This window comes from Pseudoalteromonas gelatinilytica (genome assembly GCF_001641615.1).
Taxonomy (GTDB): Bacteria; Pseudomonadota; Gammaproteobacteria; order Enterobacterales; family Alteromonadaceae; genus Pseudoalteromonas; species Pseudoalteromonas gelatinilytica.
The window spans coordinates 51755-75078 of the sequence record NZ_LRRU01000018.1 but is presented as its reverse complement, the minus strand read 5'-3'; the positions used below and the strand labels follow the sequence as shown (position 1 = coordinate 75078).

The window sequence follows — 23324 nt, the reverse complement described above, 5'->3', positions numbered from 1 at the left end:
ACCTCACACAACAACGCGAATAGCTAAGGCAATTAAGATCACGCCAATGCCTCTATCAAACCAGTATCCGCTTTTTAAGAAAAATGCTCGCACTGATGCTTTTGATAACACCAATGATAAAAATGAAAACCACAGCCAAGTCGCCATTGCCATATACACGCCATAACCAGCCTGCACTACAACAGGTGTTTCAGGGCTTATTACAAGAGTAAACAACGACATAAAAAACAGTGTTGCTTTGGGATTAAGGGCATTGGTAAAAAAACCGCGTCGAAATGCTTTATACACAGATTCAGGCTCAGCAGGGGCAAGGGTTTGCTGTTTACTATCGCTAGGTTTTGCGCTTCGTAAAGCTTGCACACCCAAGTATGCCAAATAAGCCCCTGCAAGGTATTTTAAAGCCATAAATAAGCTAGGCGACTGCGATAAAATTAACGCCACACCTAATACACAATAAGCAATATGCAAAAGAATAGCCGCACCAACACCGGCACTGGTCCACAGCGCATTTTTACGACCCTGTTGAATACTTTGCTTGAGTACAATTGCAAAATCAGGGCCTGGGCTTGCTACTGCAAAAAAGTGAGCAATGGCTATCAATAAAAACTCATCTAAATACTGCACTCAATATCACCCTACTGCTTGTTCATCTAATGCCAATAACAACGGATTTGCACTGTCACTCACCAATGCTTTAATTTGCTTTTGCGCTTTTTTATATTGGCTGCGTAAATGGGGTTTTAAAAACTTCTTCGACTGATTATCCCCTTTAAAATGCGTAACTAGCGCATGCATAAATAGCGTTTGTGGCTCAGTCAGCGCCGCTTGGCGATTGGCATAAGGGTTATAACCGCAGCCGCAGCCTCCTTTAAATTGATACACCGTATTACTCATCATTACCCCAAAGCCTAAATAGCATGCCAATGCATCGCTCGCTTGCGGTAAGTACTCTTTACCGCCGGGCGGTAAGACACCCACATGGTGAATCAAAATAGTCGCTAAGGTACCAGCAAAACTTGCCACTAAATCTTGTGGTTGATTGATTTGGTTCGGGTTAAACGAGATATTCACCGGATGATTTGCCGGTACAATTAAACTTGCCTCGCTACCGCGTAAACTGTCTTGAAACTCAAAATGCGGAAACACCTGCGGTGTAAGCCCAGATGGCGCAACTAAGTTAATTGGCCACGCCTGCATACCCGCATACTCAACAACCCGACTAAATACCTTTTCAGCCATTTCACTGACGCTCGACACCCTATCCGGAAAGAACTGCCCGTTAGGTAAAATGATTTGTGTGTGTTTTAAAAAATATTCACTATCAAAGTGCTCAACTGCCCATAAAAAGGTATCGATTAACCACTGCTGCTCTTGCTCATCAACAACTGGAGCTGACTTAAATAACGCTAACATAAATTACTCTTGTGATTGTGCCCATTGCCATGCATCCGTATTGTAAAGAGGCACAGTTGATAAAGCATGATGATGGCTGCCGCTCGACTCTTTCGTTGAATAAGACAAATATAAAAGAGTACGTGTTGGCGCATCATAAATACGACGTACTTTTAACGATTTAAACAAAATACTTTTCGATGACTTAAAAACCACTTCGCCCGATTTACTACGGTCAATTTGCTGTAATTGTTCAGCGGTAATGGGGCCAGTTTGACGACATGCAATAGACATATCAGATGGATCAGCAAAATCAAGATTCGCTTCAATATGGCTGATGTGGCAAGTAACACCGCTTATAAGCGGATCTTGTTGTGATACCACTTTAATATCTTTGGTCGTGAATAATCCTAAACTCACCGAAGCAGCGTCATCCGAGCAACCGCTCAACAAAATCAATGGCGCAGTAAGTGCCGCTAATTTTAGTAACTTCATCCTAGTGTTCCTTATTAAAAAGCGATAGTTGTCCGTTTACAACGATTTGCTTGCTATGTTTCAATACTATCTCAAAATATCTTCAACAACGAGCACCTAAACAATGAAAAAATCGCTTGGTTTACTGTGTTTAATGTTCTTAAGTAGTACCGCTCACGCTGGCTACTCTATTAGCGCTGGTTTCGGCAAAAACTTTACTAACTCGGTGCAAACCGAAGAAAACCTAAAAATTGAGCTTGAGGATGACAGCCATTTTACAGTCAGCCTAGATAGAACCATTGATAATGCTCGCTATGGGTTCTTTTATTCAGCAACCGAACTAGATATGAAAGACCAAACCAAAAATCAAGTCGAGATGCAATACCTGCTCTTTCAAAGTGCTGTAGAAGTGCCATTAGCTGACCGTGTAGTTGGTTTTGTGGGTGCCCAAATTGGCGCAAATCATGTCAGTACTGACTTTGCCGACTCCGATACGTTTTTTACCTCAGGCCTTTATGCCGGCGCAGATTATTTAATTACCGAACAAGCCCGGGTTTATGTTGAAACTCGCTGGCTGGCAACTATTGTAAATAATGCAAGTAACGTATCGTGCACATTGCCAACCTCAGAAGACAATCAATGTCTATGGCACTTTGATGGTGATGTGTTAAACCAATTTCAAACAAACATCGGTTTTAGTTACCGCTTTTAAGGAAGACCCCATGCCGCACATTGTTATAGAACACTCAGAAGACTTACCAATTCTGCCACAAGTGTTAGTTGAAAAAGTCCATAAAGCTGCGTTTGACTCTGGCTTATTTGAACTTTCGACCATAAAGACTCGTGCAATTGCTTATCAGCATTACGAATTAGGAGAAGGTAAAGATGGCTTTATCCACATCGGCGCATCAATCATGGCAGGCAGAACCATAGAGCAAAAGCAAATGCTCAGTGAGCAATTGCTAAGTTGCTTAAAAACATATTGTCGCCGCTCGTATAGCCTAAGCGTTAATATTTACGATATGGATGCTGATATTTACCGTAAGTGTTAATTACTTTGGCAAATAGGCTGCCGGTAAGCGCTTGATTTCTATCTCAGGCGATAAGTACGCAGTGTAAACTAGCCAACGCTCATTGGGTATGTAGGTCAGACCCGATGAGCGACTATAAGCTCGCTCAGGTAAGGCAATTAAATCATGATGCTGCTTACTTGCTAAGTCGTAGTAGCTAATCCGGTAATCACCTAGGCGCTCTTTATAATAATAAATACGCCCCTCATGGTACGCGTTCTTTGCCACCAGCAACCAGGCATAACTGCGCGCTAATTTAATATCATTCACCAGCATTTCTTCAACACCCGTATCATGATGTTTAATCCAAATAGCATGGCGGGAATTAGTAAATAAAAAATCGCCCGTTTGTGTTTCTACGCCATACTGCGCTGGCACCTCAATTGCTTTGCCGAGGCTTTTACCTGTTAAGTCATAACGGTAAAGATAGTCTCCATCAGACACCAAAATATGCTGGCTATCCGCGCTAAATTTGGGTTTAACTGCATGACTAAATGGCAGTTTGATTTGTTGGCTTTGCTCTACTTTGAAATCATAAAAATATAAGCGGGTGCTGCCATTGTCATACAATGAAAACAAAATATAGCGTCCATCGGCTGACCAAGTTGGATCACGAATTTCCCCGGTGTTATGAGCAAAGTCAGTAAGCTGCTTTCGCGAGCTGCTATCGGGGTTAACAATCCAAAGCTGTGAACTGCCCGATTCATTCGACACATACAGCAGTTTATTTTGCTGCTGATTATATTCAGGGAATAGCGAGCTAAAATTGGTCGACAACATAGAAAACGGCGAATTGGCCACTTGTTCGTCGATTTTCAGCCGCGTGATCACCTTATCTAAATCCCACTGATGATAATAAACACTGCCATCGCTACTGTAATTAGGTGAGCTCATGCCAGCAATTTGCGTGTTGATTAGGGTCTGATTATTAATATCGTAGAAATAACCATAACGTTTACCACCCTCAACAGCACTAAACGCCAGTTGCTCCTTAGATGGATGCCAATCCACACCATGAATATCAACAAAGTCATGAGTTAAGCGTTGGCTTTGTCCTGTTTTTACATCAATTAAAAACAGCGCTTTTTGATTGTTTTTAACATTACGTGTAACCACAACTCGCTGTGCATCAGGCGAAAACGACACAGACTCATATACAGTGCCGCAATCATCATTACAAGGAATAACGGTTTCTTTTGTTTGTTTTGCCTGTAAATCAAGCAGTTTGATACGAGTGACATAGTCACCAGACTCGCTAGTGTGATCAGCAATGTAGGCTAAGGTTTTACCATCACTACTGATATCAAGATCAGGCGCATAGTTATTACTGCACTGCCCTAGCACGACACTAGTGGCGTTTATCAAAGACAGTTTTACAATTTCACAAACATCAGAGGCCGTGCGGTAATAGTACAAAGTATTGGCATCGGGGCTAAACACTGAGCGTCCTTCGGTAAACGGTGAGTCTGTTAATTGCTTTGCTGGGTGCTCAGGAAAATGTAAATCCCGTAAATATAGATTATTTTGTTTACCAAGCTGTCGCCATGAATACACCAAATAGTGTTGGTCATTAGAAATTGAAGGATAAATCTCACGACCGGGGCTTGCCGTCACGCTTTCGATGCTATTAAGCGGTAGCACAAAGCTTGTATTTGTTTGCTTAGCAGGCGAAGAGAACAACCAATACATCACCACCAAGCTAATGACACACAAAGCCACAAACAGCTGGCGAATTTGCGCCCCTGTTACACTAAAGCCTATAGGGTTTTCTTTATCCGCTGCGTCTATTGGCTCGGGCTTTAACAAAACGCGATAACCCGTTTTACGTAATGTCTCTATGTAAGTTTGTTCTGGATCGAGTTCTTTGAATGCTTTTCGTAAATGCCAAATTGCATTTGTTAGGGCTTTTTCACCCACGTAAAAATTGCCTTCCCATACATGATTGATGAGCTCTTCACGGGTGATTGGTTCGGGGTATCGCGCCACTAAGCAAGCTAACAGCTCAATAAACTTAGGCTGCAAAAGCTGTTCACTGCCATTACAGATCAGTTTATTTTCGAGCGGGTTAACAATGCATGAGCCCAGCTGATAAGCGCGATTAAATGTTTCCATTAACTCTAAATAAAACCCCATTTTAGAAGTACAGCAGTATAAAGCCCTAACAATTTATCTTAAAAATGGCCCTTTCACCAGCTTTAACGTTGCAAAACAGTTAACAACACCAACCATGCAAACAACTGATTTATAAAGAATAGATATTCAATAGATGTAAAATAGAGACATAAACGAGCCACCTAATATTGTAGTTAAGTTCACATTTCTATAAATATTTTCACGTCAATACCGACCAACCAGAGTGCTGCTCACTGTATATTTTAACTGCCCTTAAAAGAGCATCACTCTGGTTCCAAAAACTAAAAATAAAACAACTAGGAACGCCTGTGAGAAATCTACTAACCAAACCTTGTGCTATTGCACTTGCTGTTGCCAGTGGTTTTAGCCAACATGCATTTGCCAATGAGGCTGAGATTGCCCGCACTGCCAACACCACCCCAACAGCCAATGAACAAACTGAAGAGCCGGAAAAAATCGTTGTAACGGGTTCACGTATTAAACGCGATAGCTTTTCAATTCCGACACCGCTGGTCACAATGGACCGTGAAGCCATTGCCGATACAGGTTTAACCAACTTATCTGATATTTTGGTTGATAACATGCCTGCTCTTAGCGAGAGCATAGGTAATACCACCAGCCAATCAAGTGTTTCAGCGACCGGTTTATCGACGGTTCAACTTCGAGATTTAGGCGCAAACCGTACCCTCACACTGATTGATGGTCGTCGTGTTGTTTCTAATAGCTATAGCGGCAACTATGTAAGTTTAAATACCATTCCGAGCGGCATGGTTGAGCGCGTTGAAATAATCAGTGGTGGCGCATCTGCAACCTATGGTGCCGATGCTGTAGCAGGTGTAGTGAATATCATCACCCAATCAAAAAAAGAAGGCTTTGATTTTAAAGCGAACACAGGTGAAACCACCGATGGCGGCGGTAAAGAGTTTACCCTTGATTTAAACTACGGCAGCTCGTTTGCTGACGAACGTGGTTATGCTTACTTCAGTGCCAACTGGGACCGTGATTTCGGTATGAGCTATTACGACCGTAAACGCGCGCAAGTAGAAGACGCTTATCGCTATGATGATGAGCAGATGTGTAACCAAATGCTGACTAAAGATGGTTATCAGTGTATGCGCGATATCACACAAGCTGATTGGGTGAGTAAGAGCGACGGTATTCCGGGCGGTGTGTTCTTAGAAAATAGTAACAACGACACTCAGTTTTGGTATGACGGTCAAACTCTACGTGATGATTGGAAAGACAACGAAGAAATTTACGGTGTGAATTCAAATCAATACGTGATGCTTGATGTTCCAAGCGATAACGTGTCAGCGGCAGTGAAAATCGATTACGACTTAACTGACGATGTAATGTTCTACGCACAAGTACAATACAGTGAAAGCGGTTCGTTTAACGATAAGTCACCTGAAGATGAATACGAAGGTGCCTATGTACCACGTTACGACCCTACCACTGGCGAGCCCCTTGCAGATGTGGCACCGGGTTATATCCCAATCGACAACCCGTATGTGCCACAAGAAATCCTTGATGCTAACCCATATAAAAATCGCATTTATTGGGATCGCCGCTTCAGTGAAGTGGGTAATATCAGTACAGATAATACCCGTAAAACGATTCGTAGCTGGGCAGGTCTTCAAGGCACCCTATTTAACGGCGAGTGGGACTGGGATCTATCAGCAAGTTATGGTCGTTTCACCCAGCACCAAGTTCGTAGCAATGAGTTAAATACCGTAAAACTTAATCAAGCTTTGCAAGCTGAACAGTTAGCAGATGGCACCATTCAATGTATTGATGAAGCAGCTCGCGCAGAGGGCTGTGTACCAATTAACCTATTTGGTGAAGGCTCTGTCACCGAGGAAATGGCTGCTTGGATCCGCACCAACCCAATTATTGATACTGAAATAAAACAATATGGCGTGGTTGGCTACATCACAGGTGACTTATTTGAATTACCAGCTGGCTCCGTATCTGCTGTATTTGGTGGTGAATACCGTAAAGATAGTCAGGACCTTTCAACCAGCGACGATATGAAAGGCGGCGGCATTACCTTTAACTATGTACCAAATTTTTATGGTGAAGTTGAAGTCTATGAAGCCTTTGCAGAACTTGCAATCCCGCTGTTAAAAGATGCCCCTTTAGCAAAAAGCCTAAGCGCAGAAACCTCATTACGTTTAGCAAATTACAGCATGGATAATGTGGATACCGTTGCCAGCTACAAGCTAGGCGTATTTTGGGAGCCAGTCGAAGGCTATGCATTTAGAGCAAACTACGCCCGAGCTCAACGTGCGCCAACAATCACAGAGCTTATGTCACCACCGCGTGGCGATTACGACAGCTATGATGATATTTGTGACGGTTTAACGGCAACATCAACCAAACCAGGTCACGATAACTGCCGCAAAGAGCCGACGTTAGCTGCGCAACTTGCTGCTGATCCAGACTTTGAATTTAGCGATGAGAACAACAGCTACTCACCGGGGACTGGTAACGAAAATCTAAAGGAGGAAACCGCAGATACTTACACCTTTGGTATCACCGTCGCTCCAGCATTTTTAGAAAACTTTAATCTTGCCGTTGATTACTACGATATTGCCATTGTTGATGCGATTTCGCAGATCAGTAATGAAAACATCATGCGTGAGTGCTACAACTCTGAAGCTGCATGGGGCGAAGACAACGTATTTTGTAATGACATTACCCGCAACAGCGAAGGTAATATTATTAAAATCTTACAACGTCAATATAACCTCGATGAGCTAACTGCTCGCGGTTACGATATAGTTGCACAGTACAAACTCGATTTAGATAACCTAGGTCAGTTATCGTTTAAACTAGATTACAACCATGTAATCGAAAACTCACAAACCTATGAAGGGCTTGATGGCAGCTTAGTGACTAGCCACTACGCAGGTTACGGTAGCAGCAAAGATAAAGCTTCAATGTCAGTAACATGGCGTAACGACAACTTACGTATTCGCTGGCGCACTAATTACTTAGGCTCATTCATTGCAAGCCAAAGTCTTGAAGAGGATTACCAAGAGTATATTGCCGAAAATGATGCCCGCTGTGAGGCTGGTGAAGATACCTGTATCAGTAATCCAGAGAAACTTGCCTACCAAGATTATGGCTCGTTCTTAAAACACAGCATTTCAGCGTCTTACACCATGTCACTGAGTGAGCAGAGCCAACTGCGCGTATTCGGTGGTGTAAATAACGTGTTCGATAATAAAGGGGATTTCTACCCTTCAGGACGCGGTAATTACTATAGCGCATACGGCGGTGGTGCAGGTCGCTACGTGTATGTAGGTGCTCAATATAGCTTTTAAGCACATATGAAGATCCCCAGCTAGGCTGACAACAAAGGCGCATTTTTAATGCGCCTTTTATCTTTTCGAATTCTACCAGTTTTGCATCTCAACTAATCGAGACTCGGTACGCGCATACTCAAATGCCAGCTTTTGGCCTTGATATAAATCGCTAATACCCATTTCAGCCGAAATCACCAGCAACCGGCTGCGATCATAAAACTCATCAACCAAAGCAATAAAGCGCCGTGCTTCATCATCTAAAAAGTGTTCTTGTAAATCCTGCTTTTCTCGCTGATAGCTATCTTCAATACCATGCACAATTTGTTTGCCCGTGGCTCCGCGCCCCATGACCGGCACGTTGACTAAATAAACGCGCTGAAAACGCTCAGCCAAATAAATATAATCCGCGGTGCTCCTAGGTCCTGAGCAAAGCGCCATAAAATCAAACATAATGGCGTCTTGAGCGAGCAAGATACAGCTAAGCTCGCGATGGCAAACTTCTATCGTTGTTTGTTTTTGTACCGCTTGCTCTTGCTTTAAAAAGCGCTCTGTTAGCGCCTCTTTGTTATCAATAAAGTAGTGTTCGGTTTGTTTGCCAAAGCGAAAACGATGATCTTTGTCGCCTTCGACACTCAAAATATGGCAATGCTCATTTAATAAATCGATTGTCGGTAAAAATCGTGCTCGCTGTAAACCATTGCGATACAACTGCTCCGGTTGGCAATTTGAGGTCGCCACCAACACTACTTGCTGCTCAAACAAGGCGTTGAACAAGCCACCTAAGATCATGGCATCGCCAATATCAGACACAAAAAACTCATCAAAACAAATCAAGCGAATGTGCTCTGCCCACTCCTTAGCAATCACCGTCAGCGGGTTTTTCTGCCCTTGCAGCTGAGTTAAGCGCTCATGCACTTGCTTCATAAAATGGTGAAAGTGCAAACGCTGCTTAGCGTCAATATTAACAAGCTTAAAAAACACGTCCATTAACATGGATTTACCACGCCCTACAGGGCCATATAAATAAACCCCTTTTACTGGCTTTGCGCTTTGCCACCAATGGCTTGGTGCAGCCAGTTCGGTGGCTAGTTTATCAAGAGCATTAATCGCTGTGCGCTGGGCATGGTCTTCTTGCAAATCACCTTTGGCTATTTGCGCTTGGTAATACTGTAATATTTGTCCTTGCTGTACTGTCATAGGTAACTAGTATCCGCTATACTCGCCGCCATTGTAGCCGACTAAAAATGTGATCCCAATGAAATTTCCATGCCGTTTAGATAAATTTATCAGCCATATTGCCGAGTTACCTCGCAGTAAAACCAAAGCAGGTATCAAACGTAAATACGCCACCGTTAATGGCGAGGTGATCACCTCATTTGACTATTCTGTCAACCAAGATGACGACGTGCGCTGGCAAGGCGAGCCTCTGGTATTTTTAGGTAAGCGCTACTACATGCTTAATAAGCCTGCGGGCTATGTATGTGCCAACAAAGATGACCTTCACCCAACGGTATTTGATTTACTTGATGAACCAAATATGAGCGACTTTCATGTTGCTGGTCGCTTAGATATCGATACCACAGGGTTAGTGATCATCACCAATGATGGCGACTGGTCACATAAAATTACAGCACCAAAGCACAACAAATTCAAAACATATTTAGTTGAAATTCAAGACACTATTGATGATGAAGCGATTGCAGCGTTAGAGCAAGGGGTGCAATTGCACAACGAAAAAGAGCTCACTCGCCCTGCGATTGTTGAAAAACTTGCAAGCTACAGCTTACGTCTTTCAATTTGCGAAGGTAAATACCATCAAGTTAAGCGAATGCTTGCGGCTGTAGGTAATAAAGTTGTTGAATTACATCGTGAAAAAATAGCTGATATCACCCTTGATGAAAACCTTGCAAGCGGTGAATATCGTGCCCTAACAGAAGCCGAACTGAAGCTCTAAATAGGTACTTGAGTAAAAATCATGATAACGCTGTCATTTTTCCTTAATAAAACCAGATAAACGTGGTAGAAGTTAACAGGGGAAATAATAAAGGAGGCTGACTGTGTTATCAGGATTAGCTTTAAAAACAAAAATCACCTTATTTGCTATTGCTATGTTTATTGCGTTATCTGCGATAGCGTTACTCGGCTTACAATCTTTACGCCATGCCAGCGAAAGCGACAACATCGCGCGTATCAACCAGCTCATGAAGAGCACCACTAATATTGTTGAGCAATTTGAGTTGATGGTTAAAAACAATCAACTCGAAGAAGCACAGGCAAAAAAACTCGCTATTCAGGTACTTCGAGAAAATAAATACCACGACTCAGAATATGTGTATGTCGTCGACAACAACTTAGATTTTGTCGCCACGCCGCACGACCCTGAACTGCACGGCACCAGCTTTAACGACTTTAAAGATGCCAGCGGCAACAGCATCGGCCGTATGGTCGAAAAGCTAGTAGGCAACACAACCAATAAAATCATCACCTATCACTGGGATTCGGTGCGTAATGGGGAAACCGTTGATCTAACTTCTGTCGTGCAAAAAACACCGCTGTTTGGCTGGTATGTTGGTACAGGCATTAGCGCCAAAGAAGTTGATGAACGTTATTGGAATACTGCAAAGTGGTTGCTGGGCTTATCTATGCTTATAGCCATTGCGCTAACTTTTGCCATTGCTCGCTTTGGCTCATCGCTCACCAATGCCTTGGGCGGCGAAATTGACGAAGTAATTGGTATTGTTAAAAACGTCTCTCGCGGCAACTTAAACTCACATATTCGCCAAGATGCTCCACCTGAGAGCATTATTGCTGCCATGCATTACATGCAGCAAGGTTTACGTGGCGTTGTTGGCGGCATTAAAGGTGTTACAGATAGCTTAAAAAACCAAAGTGTCGATAACGAATATCGCTCTGTTGAGCTCGATAAACTGACTCGTAGCCTAAACGAAGAAACACAAATGGTTGCTTCTGCTATCACCGAGTTAACAGCCTCAGCACAAACCGTTGTAGAACATGCTGAGCAAGCGGCTTACTCAGTGCAAGAAGCTGAGCAGCAAGGTCAAAGTGCTAGCCACTTAACCAGCGAGGCTGCTGATACCATCGCGCTTTTAGAGCAGCAAATTGACAGCGCTGGTAATAACATTCAAGTACTTGATGATGAAGTAAATAACATCGCAAATGTACTTACCGTTATTCAAGGTATTGCCGAACAAACGAACTTACTTGCGCTTAACGCGGCGATAGAAGCTGCCCGTGCAGGTGAGCAAGGACGAGGCTTTGCTGTAGTCGCTGATGAAGTTCGCGGGCTTGCCCAGCGCACACAAACCAGCACTGAAGAAATCCGCAATATGATTGGCAAACTGCAGGCTGCAACCCAAGATGCCAAATCATCTGTTTCGCTTAGTATTAGTACCAGCGAACAAACCGTTGAAAAGTCGACTAAAGCCAATGAAGAACTAAAACGGGTTGCCAGCTCACTCAGCGCAATTGCACAAATGAGCCATCAAATAGCCATTGCTGCAAAAGAACAGCTTGATGCTGGTGAAGACACCGCCAAGCGCATCGTAACTATCTCCGACACGGCTTCACAAACGGCTAATGTATCTAATCAGGCTCATACTGCAACCGATTTGATCAAAGGCCTTACTAGCGATTTAGAAACTGAAACCGCTAAGTTTAGCTAATTCAAACAAGTAAAAACGAAAAAGCCCAGCAACTGCTGGGCTTTCTCGTTTTAAATTCGTATTAAGACTTTATTTGTACCAAATCAAAATCGGCCATCCCCGGCACCATTTGTTGTAATCGTGATTCGGTGACATCTAACGAGTTCAAGCACTCACAGTACTCTGAGGCCTTCATCTCTAATTGCTCTGCTTTCTTTTGCAGTGATTTATCAATTTCTTTTGAGATGATATCCATACGCTGCCCCATATCATTGATACGGTCTTCGATGTTACCTTCGCGCGATTTAAAAGCATCGCCTAGCGAAACTAAAATAGCGCCAAGTGAACCGTGGACTGCAGAGTGAATTTTTTGGCTGATTTCTTTGGTAAAAAAGTCATCGATTTTCGACAGCGACTGCGGGGCAATAAAGAAAAAGTCATCACCACGCTTAAATTTATCCATCAGTGCACGCTCAACATATTGCAGCTGAGTTTTTAGCACTTCAGGCTCTTTGTCTGACATACCCTCAACAACTTGCTCGATGGCACTTAAACCAAGGTTTACACCATCGGTCGCCAGGTCAACAAGTTCAGGGACGGTTTGCCTAATGCCTCGACTGAACTGCTCCACAACTTTGCTTTCTTCAGGGCTTAAATCAACCCAATAACCTCGTATAAACAATTGGTTATCGTTGTTGATCTGTACGCGAGTTTGACCTTTATCAACAATACGAATGACATCATCAGTGATGATCAAGCCATGGCTTAGCTCTACATCGCATTGTTTTTTTTCTAGGGTTGCGTAGCTGGAAAAGCTAGAGAATGTAATGGCCGCTGCTAACAACGAGCGAGAAAAGAACGCCATATACACCTCAAAAAGACAAAAAAGGAAGGCCGCTAGATTAGCAAATATCCAATTTTATGCAAGTAAAACGCCTAGCTATGCTAGGCGTCTTAAAAGAAAGGTGGATTAAATTGGTGAGCCCGGTGGCATTGGCAACACTTTAAAGTTTGCAGGCCATTCACCGCTTTCTAAAAAGTGACTGATTTGCTCGCTTAAATATTGCTTAAATGCACTGTTACCAACGGATGCACTGCCTAGCATTGATTCTTGCTGGTAACTCTTTGCAAGTTTAGCTAAGTAGTAACGTAACTGAGCTTGTACTTCGGGTGCCACCTCATTGCTTGCCACTAAATCAGCAAACTGTTTCGCCGTTAAAAGCTGCACACGTTGACTAATTTTACCAGCCATACCTGAAGCAATTTTTTGCTCGAAAACTTGCTGATAAGTTTGTGCTAATAGCGCATCTAAACCATAAAATGCATCGCTTCGTGCTTGCTGCTGCGCTAAACGGTTAATGCGTTGGCTATTAAAAAGTAGGCTCAAGGTATGTGCTGCAGCAACCTCTGGCAGTGCCATCGCATCAAGCGTGAGGCCTGTGCGGCCAACAATGCTCTCCCGTGATTTTGATTCACCATATGCTTTTGGTGGAATAAGTGCTAATACCAACTCAGGTAAAACAAGGTTCTCAGCTTTTAGTGTCGCAAGCACTGCATCGGCTGCTGCTTGTTGTGTTTGCTTTGTAACAACCTGCGCCCCTTTTGGTTGTGAGCCATCGCGTACTTCGTATTCGTAATTTACACCGGCAATTAATTTAACCGCCGCTTCAACTTGATAGCGATGGAACAAATAAAGCGGCACCAGCATTTCTTCTAATTGCGATAAAGCAGTGCCTGTTTTGATGTTTTCGATACCAAAGCTCGTCAGTGCTTGTTTACGAACATCAAGTACACGCATTAGCTCATCACTTGGTGAACTGCCGTTATCCCATAAATGCCCTGTTGGGTGAGCACCACCTTGAGCGCGGGCATCACTGTCTGAAATAAATTCCAGCCCTTTGCTTTTGTTTTCAGCTAAAATTGCGGCCAATTGCTGTGCTTCATCTTGATTAGTGAAATCACTATAACCATATTTAATAACTTGGGTGTCCCACACACCCATACCAGCAGCATAGCCTCGGCTTACATCTAATTTACCTTGCTCATCAAAGCTCAGTAGTGGGTGTGGATAATCCATTACAGAGGCTCTGTCTGCCACTGACGCTGCAAAGTTATGCGAAATACCTAAAGTATGCCCTACTTCATGAGCGCTTAATTGACGAATACGATCAAGTGCCATGGCTTGTAAACGCTTAGCCACTTCATTGCCTTCAAAATAGGGAGCTGCTAATGCTTCTGCAATTAGGATATCTTGACGTACGCGAAGTGAACCCAGTGTCACATGGCCTTTGATAATTTCGCCAGTTCGAGGGTCAATCACTGAGCTTCCATATGACCAACCACGTGTTGCACGGTGCACCCATTGAATTACGTTGTAGCGAATATCCATAGGGTCGGCATCATCAGGGAGCACTTTAACGATAAATGCGTTCTTATAACCTGCTTCATTAAAGGCATCATTCCACCATTTAGCCCCATCAAGTAACGCTGTTTTAACTGGCTCGGGTACGCCCGGATCTAAGTAATAAACAATCGGCTCAACGGGCTCGCTGATTGGCAAGCTCGGATCTTTTTTCGCTAAACGATGACGCGGGATGTAACGCACATACATAGACTCGCCCAGCGCTGCCGCATAATCTTTGTGCTCAATGCTCCAAAAACCTGCTTGCGGGTGGAACTTGCGCGGGGTGTAATTATCATCAGGTAATTCAATTAATGAGTGATGCATATGTACTGTCAGTGCGTAAGGGTCTGCACTCACTTGGCGTACATACTCTCCTGGGTTATTACCTTGAAAAGTAAGCACGGCTTCTAATTCAGTATTTTTTTCAAACGCTTTTGAGCGCGCTAAATATACCGCACTGCGGTTGCTATCTAAGTTAAAGCCTCCCTGCCCGGTTGCCAATAAACGACGGCTTACACCATGAACATCGCTTAATAAATAAGGGGTGTAATCCACGAGTACCGCAGTGTCTGACTGAGCTACAACGCTAAAACCCGCTAAAATACTCGATGCGAATGCCTCTTTAATACTTTGTTGTTCCGCAAGGTTATTAGTATTAGCGCGGTAATAAGTATTGATAGCTCTTAGCATCACCTTATCGCCAAAACGCTCAAACTGTACTAAATGTGTGTCACCTAACTGACCGCGATCTAAGCCAATATCATTTGAACCAACACCGTAAGGTAGGCTTTGTTGTAGTAAAAATTGTTGCTCGAGTTTATCCACCTCAAGATACAATTTGCCGTTTTCTGTGTCGTAGTAAAATGAAAAATAGCCTGAAAAATGAGTCATTTTTTCAGTAAAATCATTTATAGACTTAATTGCTGCGTGTGCTTGAGTTATCATAGTAAGTAGCACAGCTAAGAGCAGATATCGTAGTAATGGTATTTTTTGCATAATCTTATCTTTGTTATTCGCGTTTTAAATACTGTATAGGTATTAAGCAGTATAAAGTACCGTTTATAAAAATCAGCTATTTAAGACGAAATTCAGCGCTTGCTAAGACATTCTCTCTCACACTAAAAATGTCTGGCTACAACGTTATCAGGAAAATAGAATGCGTAGACTCCCACCGGTATTGTTAGAAGATGGTTGCCCTCGTGAACTGATCTCATTGATCAGAACGGTACTTGCGGCATGTAAAGAAATTTCATTTCGTGTTGGTCAAGGCGCCCTATCTGGCGTATTAGGCTCAACCCTAGACGAAAACATTCAGGGTGAAACACAGAAAAAACTCGATGTTCTAACTAACCAACTTTTAAAAGATATTTTATTAGAATCGGGCTACGTAAAAGCCATTGCCTCTGAAGAAGAAGACTTCACCGTTGCGGGTAATCCAGATGCCAACTACATTGTTGCATTCGACCCACTTGATGGCTCATCAAATACTGATATCAACTCACTCGTTGGTACGATTTTCTCAATTATGGCGGCGCCTGAAGGGGCTGATCCGGCTGATCCTAGTATTTTTATGCAACCGGGTAAAAACCAAGTTGCAGCGGGTTATGTATTATATGGCCCATCTACCGTGCTGGCGTTAACAACCGGCAAAGGCACACGCTTTTTCACCTTAGATAAAACGCACGGTACCTTCTTATTAACGCAAGATTTTGCAAGCGTACCTGAAGAAACGAGCGAATTTGCAATCAATGCTTCAAACCAACGTCATTGGCAACCAGCGATGCAAAATTACATCAATGACCTAATTGCTGGTGACACAGGCCCACGTGGTCGTAACTTTAACATGCGCTGGATTGCTGCAATGGTCGGTGATGTGCACCGTGTATTATGTCGTGGTGGTATTTTTACTTACCCAACCGACACGAAAGATCCAAATAAACCGAACAAATTACGTTTACTATACGAAGCAAACCCAATGGCAATGTTAATTGAACAGGCTGGCGGTATTGCCTCAACAGGCACTGAGCGCATCATGGACATTCAACCCGATGCAATTCACCAACGTGTTGCGGTGATCTTAGGCTCGAAGAACGAAGTGGAAACGTGCTTAAGCTATCATAAGTAGTAAAGATTAAGATTTTTATACGTCTGCAAAAAACGCGATGTGCTTTCACATCGCGTTTTTTATGCTAACTACAACAAGCCGAAATAAAGAGAGTCCGACTCGTTAGCATATACTCGAAAACCTGCACTAGCATTGTGTATGCGCTCATACTCCTTTAAAATAGCGCCCTTGCATATCATCGAGGCTGGCTGTGTTACTCAATTATAATCCCCCAATGACACCTTATTTAAGTATTGTTTATCAAGACGATGATTTACTTATTGTGAATAAACCAAGTGGTTTACTTACTGTGCCGGGAAAAGATCCGAAACACGCCGATTGTCTTATTTCACGCGTTAATCGTGTATTTCCAACTGCGAAAATTGTTCATCGCTTAGATATGGCAACCTCTGGCATTATTTGCTTAGCCATGCACAAAGAAGCGCATCGTAATTTAAGTATTCAATTTCAAGATAGAAAAACCGCGAAACGCTACATTGCTCGTGTATTTGGTAAGCTTGATCAACAAACAGGATCGGTAGATTTGCCACTTATTTGTGATTGGCCGAACCGCCCAAAGCAAATGGTTGATCACGACAATGGCAAACCGTCATTGACCCACTTTAAAGTACTTGAGCGTGAACAGAGTTCAACTCGTGTCGAGCTGACCCCTATCACTGGGCGTTCTCACCAACTACGTGTGCACATGCTGTCATTAGGTCACCCTATTTTAGGCGATAAGTTGTATGCGCATCCCGAGGCATTTGCCATGGCTCCTCGCTTACAACTGCATGCCGAAATGCTAACTTTAGCTCACCCAGTCAGCGGCGAAACACTGATTTTTGAAGCTGCTCCTGAGTTTTAAGACAATTCGCTAAATATTTAATAAAGACTGCCGATAGTTAATTAATCACTGATTTAATTAAAGACTCAGGTAATATCGGCATGAATTTAAAACCCGCACATCGCTTAGCTTACGCAGCCTGTTTTGCGTTGATGGGCAATGTGAATGCTGCCGATTTTATTAAACCGACCCCTTGGTCAAGTTTGGTTACTAACGATATTCAACGCTTTTTACCAAGTGATGAAGTACGTACTCTGCTTGCCGGTGAAGATGAGTTCATTAGCTTATATCGTCAATCGATGGCAGCAAGCCAACGCGGGATTGTGCTCATTATTCCTGATTGGCAGCACCTACCCACTAATAATGCCGGTATTAACTTTTTGCGTAAGCAGTTAAACGAAATTGGCTATGCAACCCTTGCCATGACCATGCCTGACATTGATTGGCACCCTGCTGATATGGCAACGCCTAAGCCATCAGAAAGCTCTAAAACTGAATCTACGACACAAAGTGATGAGCAAGCAGTTCCTGCTCCACTAGCCGAAACACAACAAGCGCCTCACTTTGTTACAGGTGAACCTAATATTAGTGAAGCCGTGCTTGATGATTATAAATTAAAGCTAATTGCCAGATTCAATGCCTTGTATAACAGTGCAATGGACGAAGGCGGCAACATTATTGTAGTAGCTCAAGGTGCCAGTGCGGGGCTATTGATTGAGCATTATGCTAGCTTTCCAAATAACGAATTAAACGCATTTATTAGCCTAGGAAGTTATTTACCTAACAGTGTTCGAAACCAGCATCTCAATGCCACGCTTTCGACTATCAGCCCACCGTTACTGGATATTTTTTATAGTGAGGGTAACCCTGACACACTGCAAAGTGTAAAAGACAGAAAACGCTGGGTAAGAAAACACGCTAAATATGACTACCGACAAAGAGAGTTATTTGGTGTTCCTTCAGAGCCTGAGCAGCATCAGCGGCTGCTCAAAGAAGTAGACGGCTTTTTACGCCGCCTTTTTTAAATACTCGTAAGCCGCTTGAATATCTTGGCTTTTCTTTACTGCAACTTCCATCATATGTTTTGGTAGACCTTGTGATACCAGCTTATCGGGGTGATGTTGAGCCATGAGTTTTCGATAAGCTACTTTTATATCTCGTGCCGATGCATCACTGTTTAAGCCTAAAAGCGCTAATGCTTGGGCGCGATTCATAGCATTATTAGGTGGCACACGATGACCACGTTCTTCTCTATGGGTGCTACGATTTTGCTGGCTTTGTTGACGCTGCTGTTCATAAAAACGTTGCTGTTGCTGGCGAAATGCAAATTCGGCTTGGTAGCGTTTTAATAAAATTGCAAACTGAGTACGCGATATACCTAACTGCTTGCTCACCTCTTGCAAAAGCTGCTTTTCTTGCTCTGCAAGGTGACCATCAGAAAAGGCCATTTGAATTTGTATTTCAAGGAATAGTTGCAATAGGTCATGACGTCGAGCAAAGCGCTCTTTAAAGTCATGAACCGTTTCTTTTAGTGAAAAGTCAGCTTCTTTACCGCTTCGAAAGGCATCTTGTGCTTCGCGACGCTCATCGCCTGAGAGCCCCATTTCGTCCATAAAGACACTGGCAGCACGAATATGCGTTTCACTAACACGGCCATTTGATTTGGCAATATGCCCCATCACTGCAAAACAGCTAGAAAAGAAAAGTGCTTGGCGTTCGTTAATATCATCGCCTTTAAACAAACCAGAGAAACCACCGGCTTTATCAAAATCTTGTTTTAAGCTGCGATCGAACATATGGCCTAGGTATAGGCCCAGTAAGGCTCCTATAAACTTGCCAAACATAAAGCCAAAACAAAAACCGAGTACTTTTCCCCACATAATCTGGCAAACCTCTGTTGTTATTACAAAGCGAAACGCTGATTGATTTCGTCGAGTCTGGCAGGTGTGCCAATGTCATCCCATTGACCTAAATAAAGTTCAGTCGAAACCTGATGCTCACTGAGCTTTTCTCGCAAAATAGGCCCAAGTGGACGAACACCAGTGCTGAGACCTTTAAAGAAATCAGCATGATAACGACTTATACCGGAAAAAGTATACTTTTGACTATCATGGCTTAGATGACTCAGCGCAAAATCACCATCAGGATTATGCGCAGGATTTTCAACAAGGACAATATGCGCCTCACCGACTTGCAGGTGCAACTGCATTAACGAAGTCACATCGTAATCAGTAAACACATCACCATTGATGACAATAAATTGCTCACCCAATAACGGCAATGCTTGAATGATACCACCAGCGGTTTCAAGCCCCCCAGCCTGCTCTTGGCTGTAAGTGATCGATACACCAAACTGCGAACCATCACCGAAATACTCTGTTATTTTGTCGCCCTGCCAGGCAAGGTTAATAACAATATCGGTAACCCCGGCTTGACGTAAGTTATTAATGTGATGCTCTAATAGTGGCTTGCCGTTAATCTTTAGCATCGGCTTTGGTTGCGTTTCGGTTAGCGGCATCATGCGTTTACCACGCCCTGCCGCTAGGATCATTGCTTTCATTTCGACTCTTTCGTTAAACGCTGCTTGGTCTGTGGAATAATTGTCTGCTCTATCCACTGACCAAGGGCTGTTAACTCTGGGTATTCTTTACTGACATTACTGATGTATGTAAGGGTTGGCAGCACATTATTCAAATAGCCAGACTTACCGTCACGTAATTTTAAGCGGCAAAATATGCCCGCAGCTTTTAAGTGACGCTGCACGCCGGTTAAGTCAAACCAACGTTTAAACATCGCAAATGAGGTGTCTTGCAATAGCTGCTGCTCGCTAAATTCGTCATAAGCGTAATGTAAAAGGTAGTCGAGTTCTTGCTCTGGTAGCTTGAAATAGCAATCCCTTAATAACGAAACAAGGTCATAACACACCGGCCCTTGTACGGCATCTTGATAATCGATGATTGCCCATTGCTGCCCTGTGCGCATAATATTGCGGCTATGGAAGTCTCGGTGCACCGTAACAATTGGTTGCTCAAGCGCATTATTAATTAATAACTCACAGGCTTGTTGCCACATTTGCTGCTCATCAGCAGAGAGTTGCTCACCAATAAAGTTATCGACTAACCAATCTCTAAAAATGCTTAGCTCAAATTGTAAAAAATCGCCATCAAATACTTTCATATATTGGGCAGGCGGGATTTGCGCCCACTGTGCACTTAACTTTATTAGATGTTTGTAGTGTAAAGTGCGGTCTTCGTCGCCCAGTAAATCAGCCAAATGAGTATTGCCTAAATCACTCAGCAAGAAGAAGCCTTGCTTTTCATCTGCCTGAAGAATTTTTGGTAATTTAAACCCATGCTGAGAAAATACTTTGTTAAGTTCTATATAAGGTGTGTTATCTAGTTTGTCTGGATCTGAGTCCATGACAATATAGCTTTGATCACCTGTATTTACACGGAAATAACGGCGAAAACTCGCATCCCCAGTGATGGCGGCTAATTGATATTCATCCTCTTTAAAGTGAGGATTTAAAAACTGCTGTAAACTTTTATAACGATTCATTTAGTAAGATATCTATTTTTCACTAAGTCAATTACTGTATTTGCCATTGTTTTCCTTTATTATGTCTAGCTTATATCCAACCAAAGAGCATTAAGGTCATTAAATGAGCAAAACCTGGGGCATAATGATGCTAAGCGTACTTAGCGCACCATCGTTCGCCGAAACTGAACTGACACACAATTTTTGTGGCACTTCAATGCAAACCAGAGCTTGGCAACCGCTCCCTGGCCTTGAACTTAATATGATCGATATCAAATCCGATGATATTGAACTATTGGGTACCCAAAGCGCAGAATTTACCGGTAATGTAGATATTAACACCCTAACGATGAATTTGTCCGCACAAAGTGCACTGATTGACAAACAACGTGGGTTACTTAATGCAACCGGCCCTATCGTTTATCGCGATAAAGTAAGCCAAATTAATAGCTCTGGGCTCAATGCGGATTTAAATAATTCTGAATTAAGCTTGCTTGGTGCTGATTATAAGCTCACCGACCAACTTGGTCATGGTGGCGCAGAAAAACTAACAGTCAACGAGTCTGGCCTAAACCTGATGAACGCAAGCTTTACTACCTGCCCCGGCGAAACACCGGTGTGGGCAATCGAAGCTGACGAAATTGACTTATCAAGTGAAGATGGCTGGGGCGAAACCCACAATACCGTATTACGAGTATTTGATACGCCCGTGCTTTATATTCCCTATTTTACGTTTCCGTTAGATGACCGCCGTAAATCAGGTTTATTAACACCTAATTTCTCAAGTTCTGGTCGCTACGGTATTGAAACTATCACTCCGTATTATTGGAATATTGCACCTAATTACGACGCCACCATTACGCCTCGCTATATGTCGAAGCGCGGCTTACAAATGATTGGTGAGTTTCGTTATTTAACTGAGCAAAACAACGGTCTCATTGCCGTTGAATACTTAGATAAAGATGATGAAGAGCCAAATGTTGACTCGCGTTATCTATTCCATTGGCAGCAGCAAAGCTACTTTGGTGAGAACTGGCGCGGTAATATCGATATTACTAACGTTAGTGATGATAACTACTTAACCGATTTAAATTCTGGTTATGCGACCCGTACAGACACTCAGTTATACCGCACAGGTTCACTCACCCACTTAGGTGACACTTGGCGTACTAATATCAAGTTGCAAAGTTTTGAAGTGCTTGGTGATCACCGCGAATCATACGCGGCGCTGCCACAAATTAGCTTTTCGCAAACTGATGCCTATAACTTTTATGGCGTTGATTTAACCTTAGATGGTGAGCTTAGCTACTTCACGAATGATGATGCCGTCATTGATGAAGCAAGCCGTGTTCACATAGAACCGAAAGCAAGTTTTGGTTATCAAGAATATGCCTGGTCGTTTTTATCTGAATTCAGTTTACTGCATACAGAATATAATCAGCATGGTGATTTAACAGGTACCGACTACGACGAAAAAGTCACCCGTACCCTGCCAAAAGTGCGATTATACAGCCAATTAAATTTTGAGCGTGATACTGCGTTTTTCTTTAAAGATGGTATTCAAACACTTGAACCACAAATTCAGTACTTGTACACCCCTAATAAAGACCAATCAAACATTGGCCTTTACGATACAACAAAATTACAAGACGACTTTTTTGGTTTATTTAGAGACCGTCGATTCTCAAGCATCGACCGCATTGCCACTGCGAACCAATTTACGTTAGGTGCGACAACTCGCCTGTTTAGCAGTGAAAACGAAGAAGTATTTAATTTCAGCGCTGGCCAAATATTCTATTTAAGTGATGATGCTAAACCTACATCACAAGGTATTAATGTTGATACTAACTACAATGCCTTGTTCGCAGCGCAAACCATGTTACATTGGCACCGTCGCTGGTATTTATCAGGTGGTATTCAATACGACACTGATGGTAAAGAAATTATTCAATCAAATATCACCTTAGATTATAAAGGTGACGATAAACAGCTCGTGCAATTGAACCATCGCTATGCAAATGATGTCTCAGGCAATACAATCGAGCAAGTTGGTCTATTTACCAGCATTCCGCTATCGCAAGATTGGCAGTTTGTTGGCAGCTATCACCGCGATTTAGAAAGTGGTCGTAGTATTGAGGTTTTCAGCGGTCTTCAGTATGAATCGTGCTGTTGGGCGTTTCAAATCACAGGCCGTCGTCAAATCGAAACTGATTTAAACCAGGCGATTGGTCAAGAGCAAGCAACCTTTGATACCAGTATTGGCTTCAATATCGTATTAAAAGGGCTTGGAAGTAAAAGCCGTTATGATGCACAAAAATTATTACAACAAGGTATTTTTGGCTATCGTAGACCGTATTTTCTTAATAACTAGTACCGCAGTACTATTAGCAAGA

19 protein-coding genes are annotated in these 23324 nt (G+C 42.8%); 9 read left to right on the top strand and 10 right to left on the bottom strand.

The genetic code is table 11. The annotated features are described in order from the left end of the window. Nucleotides 1-3: 3 nt before the first annotated feature. From NH153_RS08995 to NH153_RS08985, 3 genes are read right to left on the bottom strand one after another with little or no spacing between them, the layout of a single operon-like run. The gene (locus NH153_RS08995; protein WP_054560994.1) at nucleotides 4-624 is read right to left on the bottom strand and encodes a LysE family translocator; all 621 of its coding nucleotides are present in this window, start codon (nucleotides 622-624) and stop codon (nucleotides 4-6) included. A gap of 6 nt (nucleotides 625-630) precedes the next feature. Then, the gene (locus tag NH153_RS08990; protein WP_063703008.1) at nucleotides 631-1413 is read right to left on the bottom strand and encodes a hypothetical protein; all 783 of its coding nucleotides are present in this window, start codon (nucleotides 1411-1413) and stop codon (nucleotides 631-633) included. Between the two features lie 3 nt (nucleotides 1414-1416). Next, the gene (locus tag NH153_RS08985; protein ID WP_054551027.1) at nucleotides 1417-1887 is read right to left on the bottom strand and encodes a CreA family protein; all 471 of its coding nucleotides are present in this window, start codon (nucleotides 1885-1887) and stop codon (nucleotides 1417-1419) included. Between the two features lie 103 nt (nucleotides 1888-1990). Between NH153_RS08985 and NH153_RS08980 the strand changes: the two genes are divergently transcribed. Together NH153_RS08980 and NH153_RS08975 are read left to right on the top strand one after the other, a co-directional pair. Next, complete coding sequence (locus NH153_RS08980; RefSeq protein ID WP_063703006.1) at nucleotides 1991-2578, top strand: outer membrane beta-barrel protein; 588 nt, start codon at nucleotides 1991-1993, stop codon at nucleotides 2576-2578. Between the two features lie 10 nt (nucleotides 2579-2588). Further along, nucleotides 2589-2918, top strand: a complete 330-nt coding sequence (locus NH153_RS08975; protein ID WP_063703004.1) for a 5-carboxymethyl-2-hydroxymuconate Delta-isomerase — start codon at nucleotides 2589-2591, stop codon at nucleotides 2916-2918. Here NH153_RS08975 and NH153_RS08970 read toward each other — a convergent pair whose 3' ends face one another. Next, the gene (locus NH153_RS08970; RefSeq protein ID WP_063703002.1) at nucleotides 2919-5048 is read right to left on the bottom strand and encodes a winged helix-turn-helix domain-containing protein; all 2130 of its coding nucleotides are present in this window, start codon (nucleotides 5046-5048) and stop codon (nucleotides 2919-2921) included. It lies immediately after the preceding gene. Nucleotides 5049-5377: 329 nt separating this feature from the next. Between NH153_RS08970 and NH153_RS08965 the strand changes: the two genes are divergently transcribed. Then, nucleotides 5378-8398, top strand: coding sequence for a TonB-dependent receptor plug domain-containing protein (locus NH153_RS08965; RefSeq protein ID WP_063703000.1), 3021 nt, complete (start codon nucleotides 5378-5380; stop codon nucleotides 8396-8398). 72 nt (nucleotides 8399-8470) lie between these two features. Here NH153_RS08965 and zapE read toward each other — a convergent pair whose 3' ends face one another. Next, entirely contained in the window at nucleotides 8471-9577 is a 1107-nt protein-coding gene (gene zapE, locus NH153_RS08960; RefSeq protein ID WP_063702998.1) for a cell division protein ZapE, read from the bottom strand. A gap of 58 nt (nucleotides 9578-9635) precedes the next feature. Between zapE and rsuA the strand changes: the two genes are divergently transcribed. Both rsuA and NH153_RS08950 read left to right on the top strand, forming a co-directional pair. After that, the gene (gene rsuA, locus NH153_RS08955) at nucleotides 9636-10334 is read left to right on the top strand and encodes a 16S rRNA pseudouridine(516) synthase RsuA (protein ID WP_063702996.1); all 699 of its coding nucleotides are present in this window, start codon (nucleotides 9636-9638) and stop codon (nucleotides 10332-10334) included. 154 nt (nucleotides 10335-10488) lie between these two features. After that, nucleotides 10489-12063: a methyl-accepting chemotaxis protein gene (locus NH153_RS08950; RefSeq protein WP_063703524.1), complete on the top strand. Its 1575-nt coding sequence runs from the start codon at nucleotides 10489-10491 to the stop codon at nucleotides 12061-12063. Between the two features lie 61 nt (nucleotides 12064-12124). Here NH153_RS08950 and NH153_RS08945 read toward each other — a convergent pair whose 3' ends face one another. After that, nucleotides 12125-12907, bottom strand: coding sequence for a YggN family protein (locus NH153_RS08945; RefSeq protein ID WP_063702994.1), 783 nt, complete (start codon nucleotides 12905-12907; stop codon nucleotides 12125-12127). A 105-nt stretch (nucleotides 12908-13012) separates the two neighbouring features. After that, nucleotides 13013-15442, bottom strand: a complete 2430-nt coding sequence (locus NH153_RS08940) for a zinc-dependent metalloprotease (RefSeq protein WP_063702992.1) — start codon at nucleotides 15440-15442, stop codon at nucleotides 13013-13015. Between the two features lie 160 nt (nucleotides 15443-15602). Between NH153_RS08940 and NH153_RS08935 the strand changes: the two genes are divergently transcribed. The 3 genes from NH153_RS08935 (at nucleotide 15603) to NH153_RS08925 (ending at nucleotide 18419) form a co-directional block, all read left to right on the top strand. Beyond that, nucleotides 15603-16571 carry a class 1 fructose-bisphosphatase gene (locus NH153_RS08935; protein WP_063702990.1) on the top strand — a complete coding sequence of 323 codons (969 nt, stop codon included), beginning with the start codon at nucleotides 15603-15605 and terminating at the stop codon, nucleotides 16569-16571. A 190-nt stretch (nucleotides 16572-16761) separates the two neighbouring features. Then, the gene (gene rluA / locus NH153_RS08930; protein ID WP_082874028.1) at nucleotides 16762-17415 is read left to right on the top strand and encodes a bifunctional tRNA pseudouridine(32) synthase/23S rRNA pseudouridine(746) synthase RluA; all 654 of its coding nucleotides are present in this window, start codon (nucleotides 16762-16764) and stop codon (nucleotides 17413-17415) included. A gap of 80 nt (nucleotides 17416-17495) precedes the next feature. Next, nucleotides 17496-18419, top strand: a complete 924-nt coding sequence (locus NH153_RS08925; protein ID WP_063702986.1) for a DUF3530 family protein — start codon at nucleotides 17496-17498, stop codon at nucleotides 18417-18419. On the opposite strand, the gene djlA is transcribed toward NH153_RS08925, so the two are convergent. From djlA to NH153_RS08910, 3 genes are read right to left on the bottom strand one after another with little or no spacing between them, the layout of a single operon-like run. After that, a complete protein-coding gene (djlA, locus tag NH153_RS08920) occupies nucleotides 18402-19274 on the bottom strand; it encodes a co-chaperone DjlA (protein WP_063702984.1) in 873 nt (290 codons plus the stop codon). The genes NH153_RS08925 and djlA overlap by 18 nt on opposite strands. A 23-nt stretch (nucleotides 19275-19297) precedes the next feature. Continuing rightward, complete coding sequence (murU, locus tag NH153_RS08915) at nucleotides 19298-19954, bottom strand: N-acetylmuramate alpha-1-phosphate uridylyltransferase MurU (RefSeq protein WP_063702982.1); 657 nt, start codon at nucleotides 19952-19954, stop codon at nucleotides 19298-19300. Then, nucleotides 19951-20952 (bottom strand): aminoglycoside phosphotransferase family protein, encoded by a 1002-nt coding sequence (locus tag NH153_RS08910; RefSeq protein WP_063702980.1) that lies wholly within the window; start codon nucleotides 20950-20952, stop codon nucleotides 19951-19953. The genes murU and NH153_RS08910 overlap by 4 nt, the downstream gene beginning before the upstream one ends. Nucleotides 20953-21055: 103 nt before the next feature. Here NH153_RS08910 and lptD point away from each other — a divergent pair, with 103 nt between their 5' ends. After that, the gene (gene lptD, locus NH153_RS08905; protein ID WP_063702978.1) at nucleotides 21056-23302 is read left to right on the top strand and encodes an LPS assembly protein LptD; all 2247 of its coding nucleotides are present in this window, start codon (nucleotides 21056-21058) and stop codon (nucleotides 23300-23302) included. Nucleotides 23303-23324 lie beyond the last annotated feature (22 nt).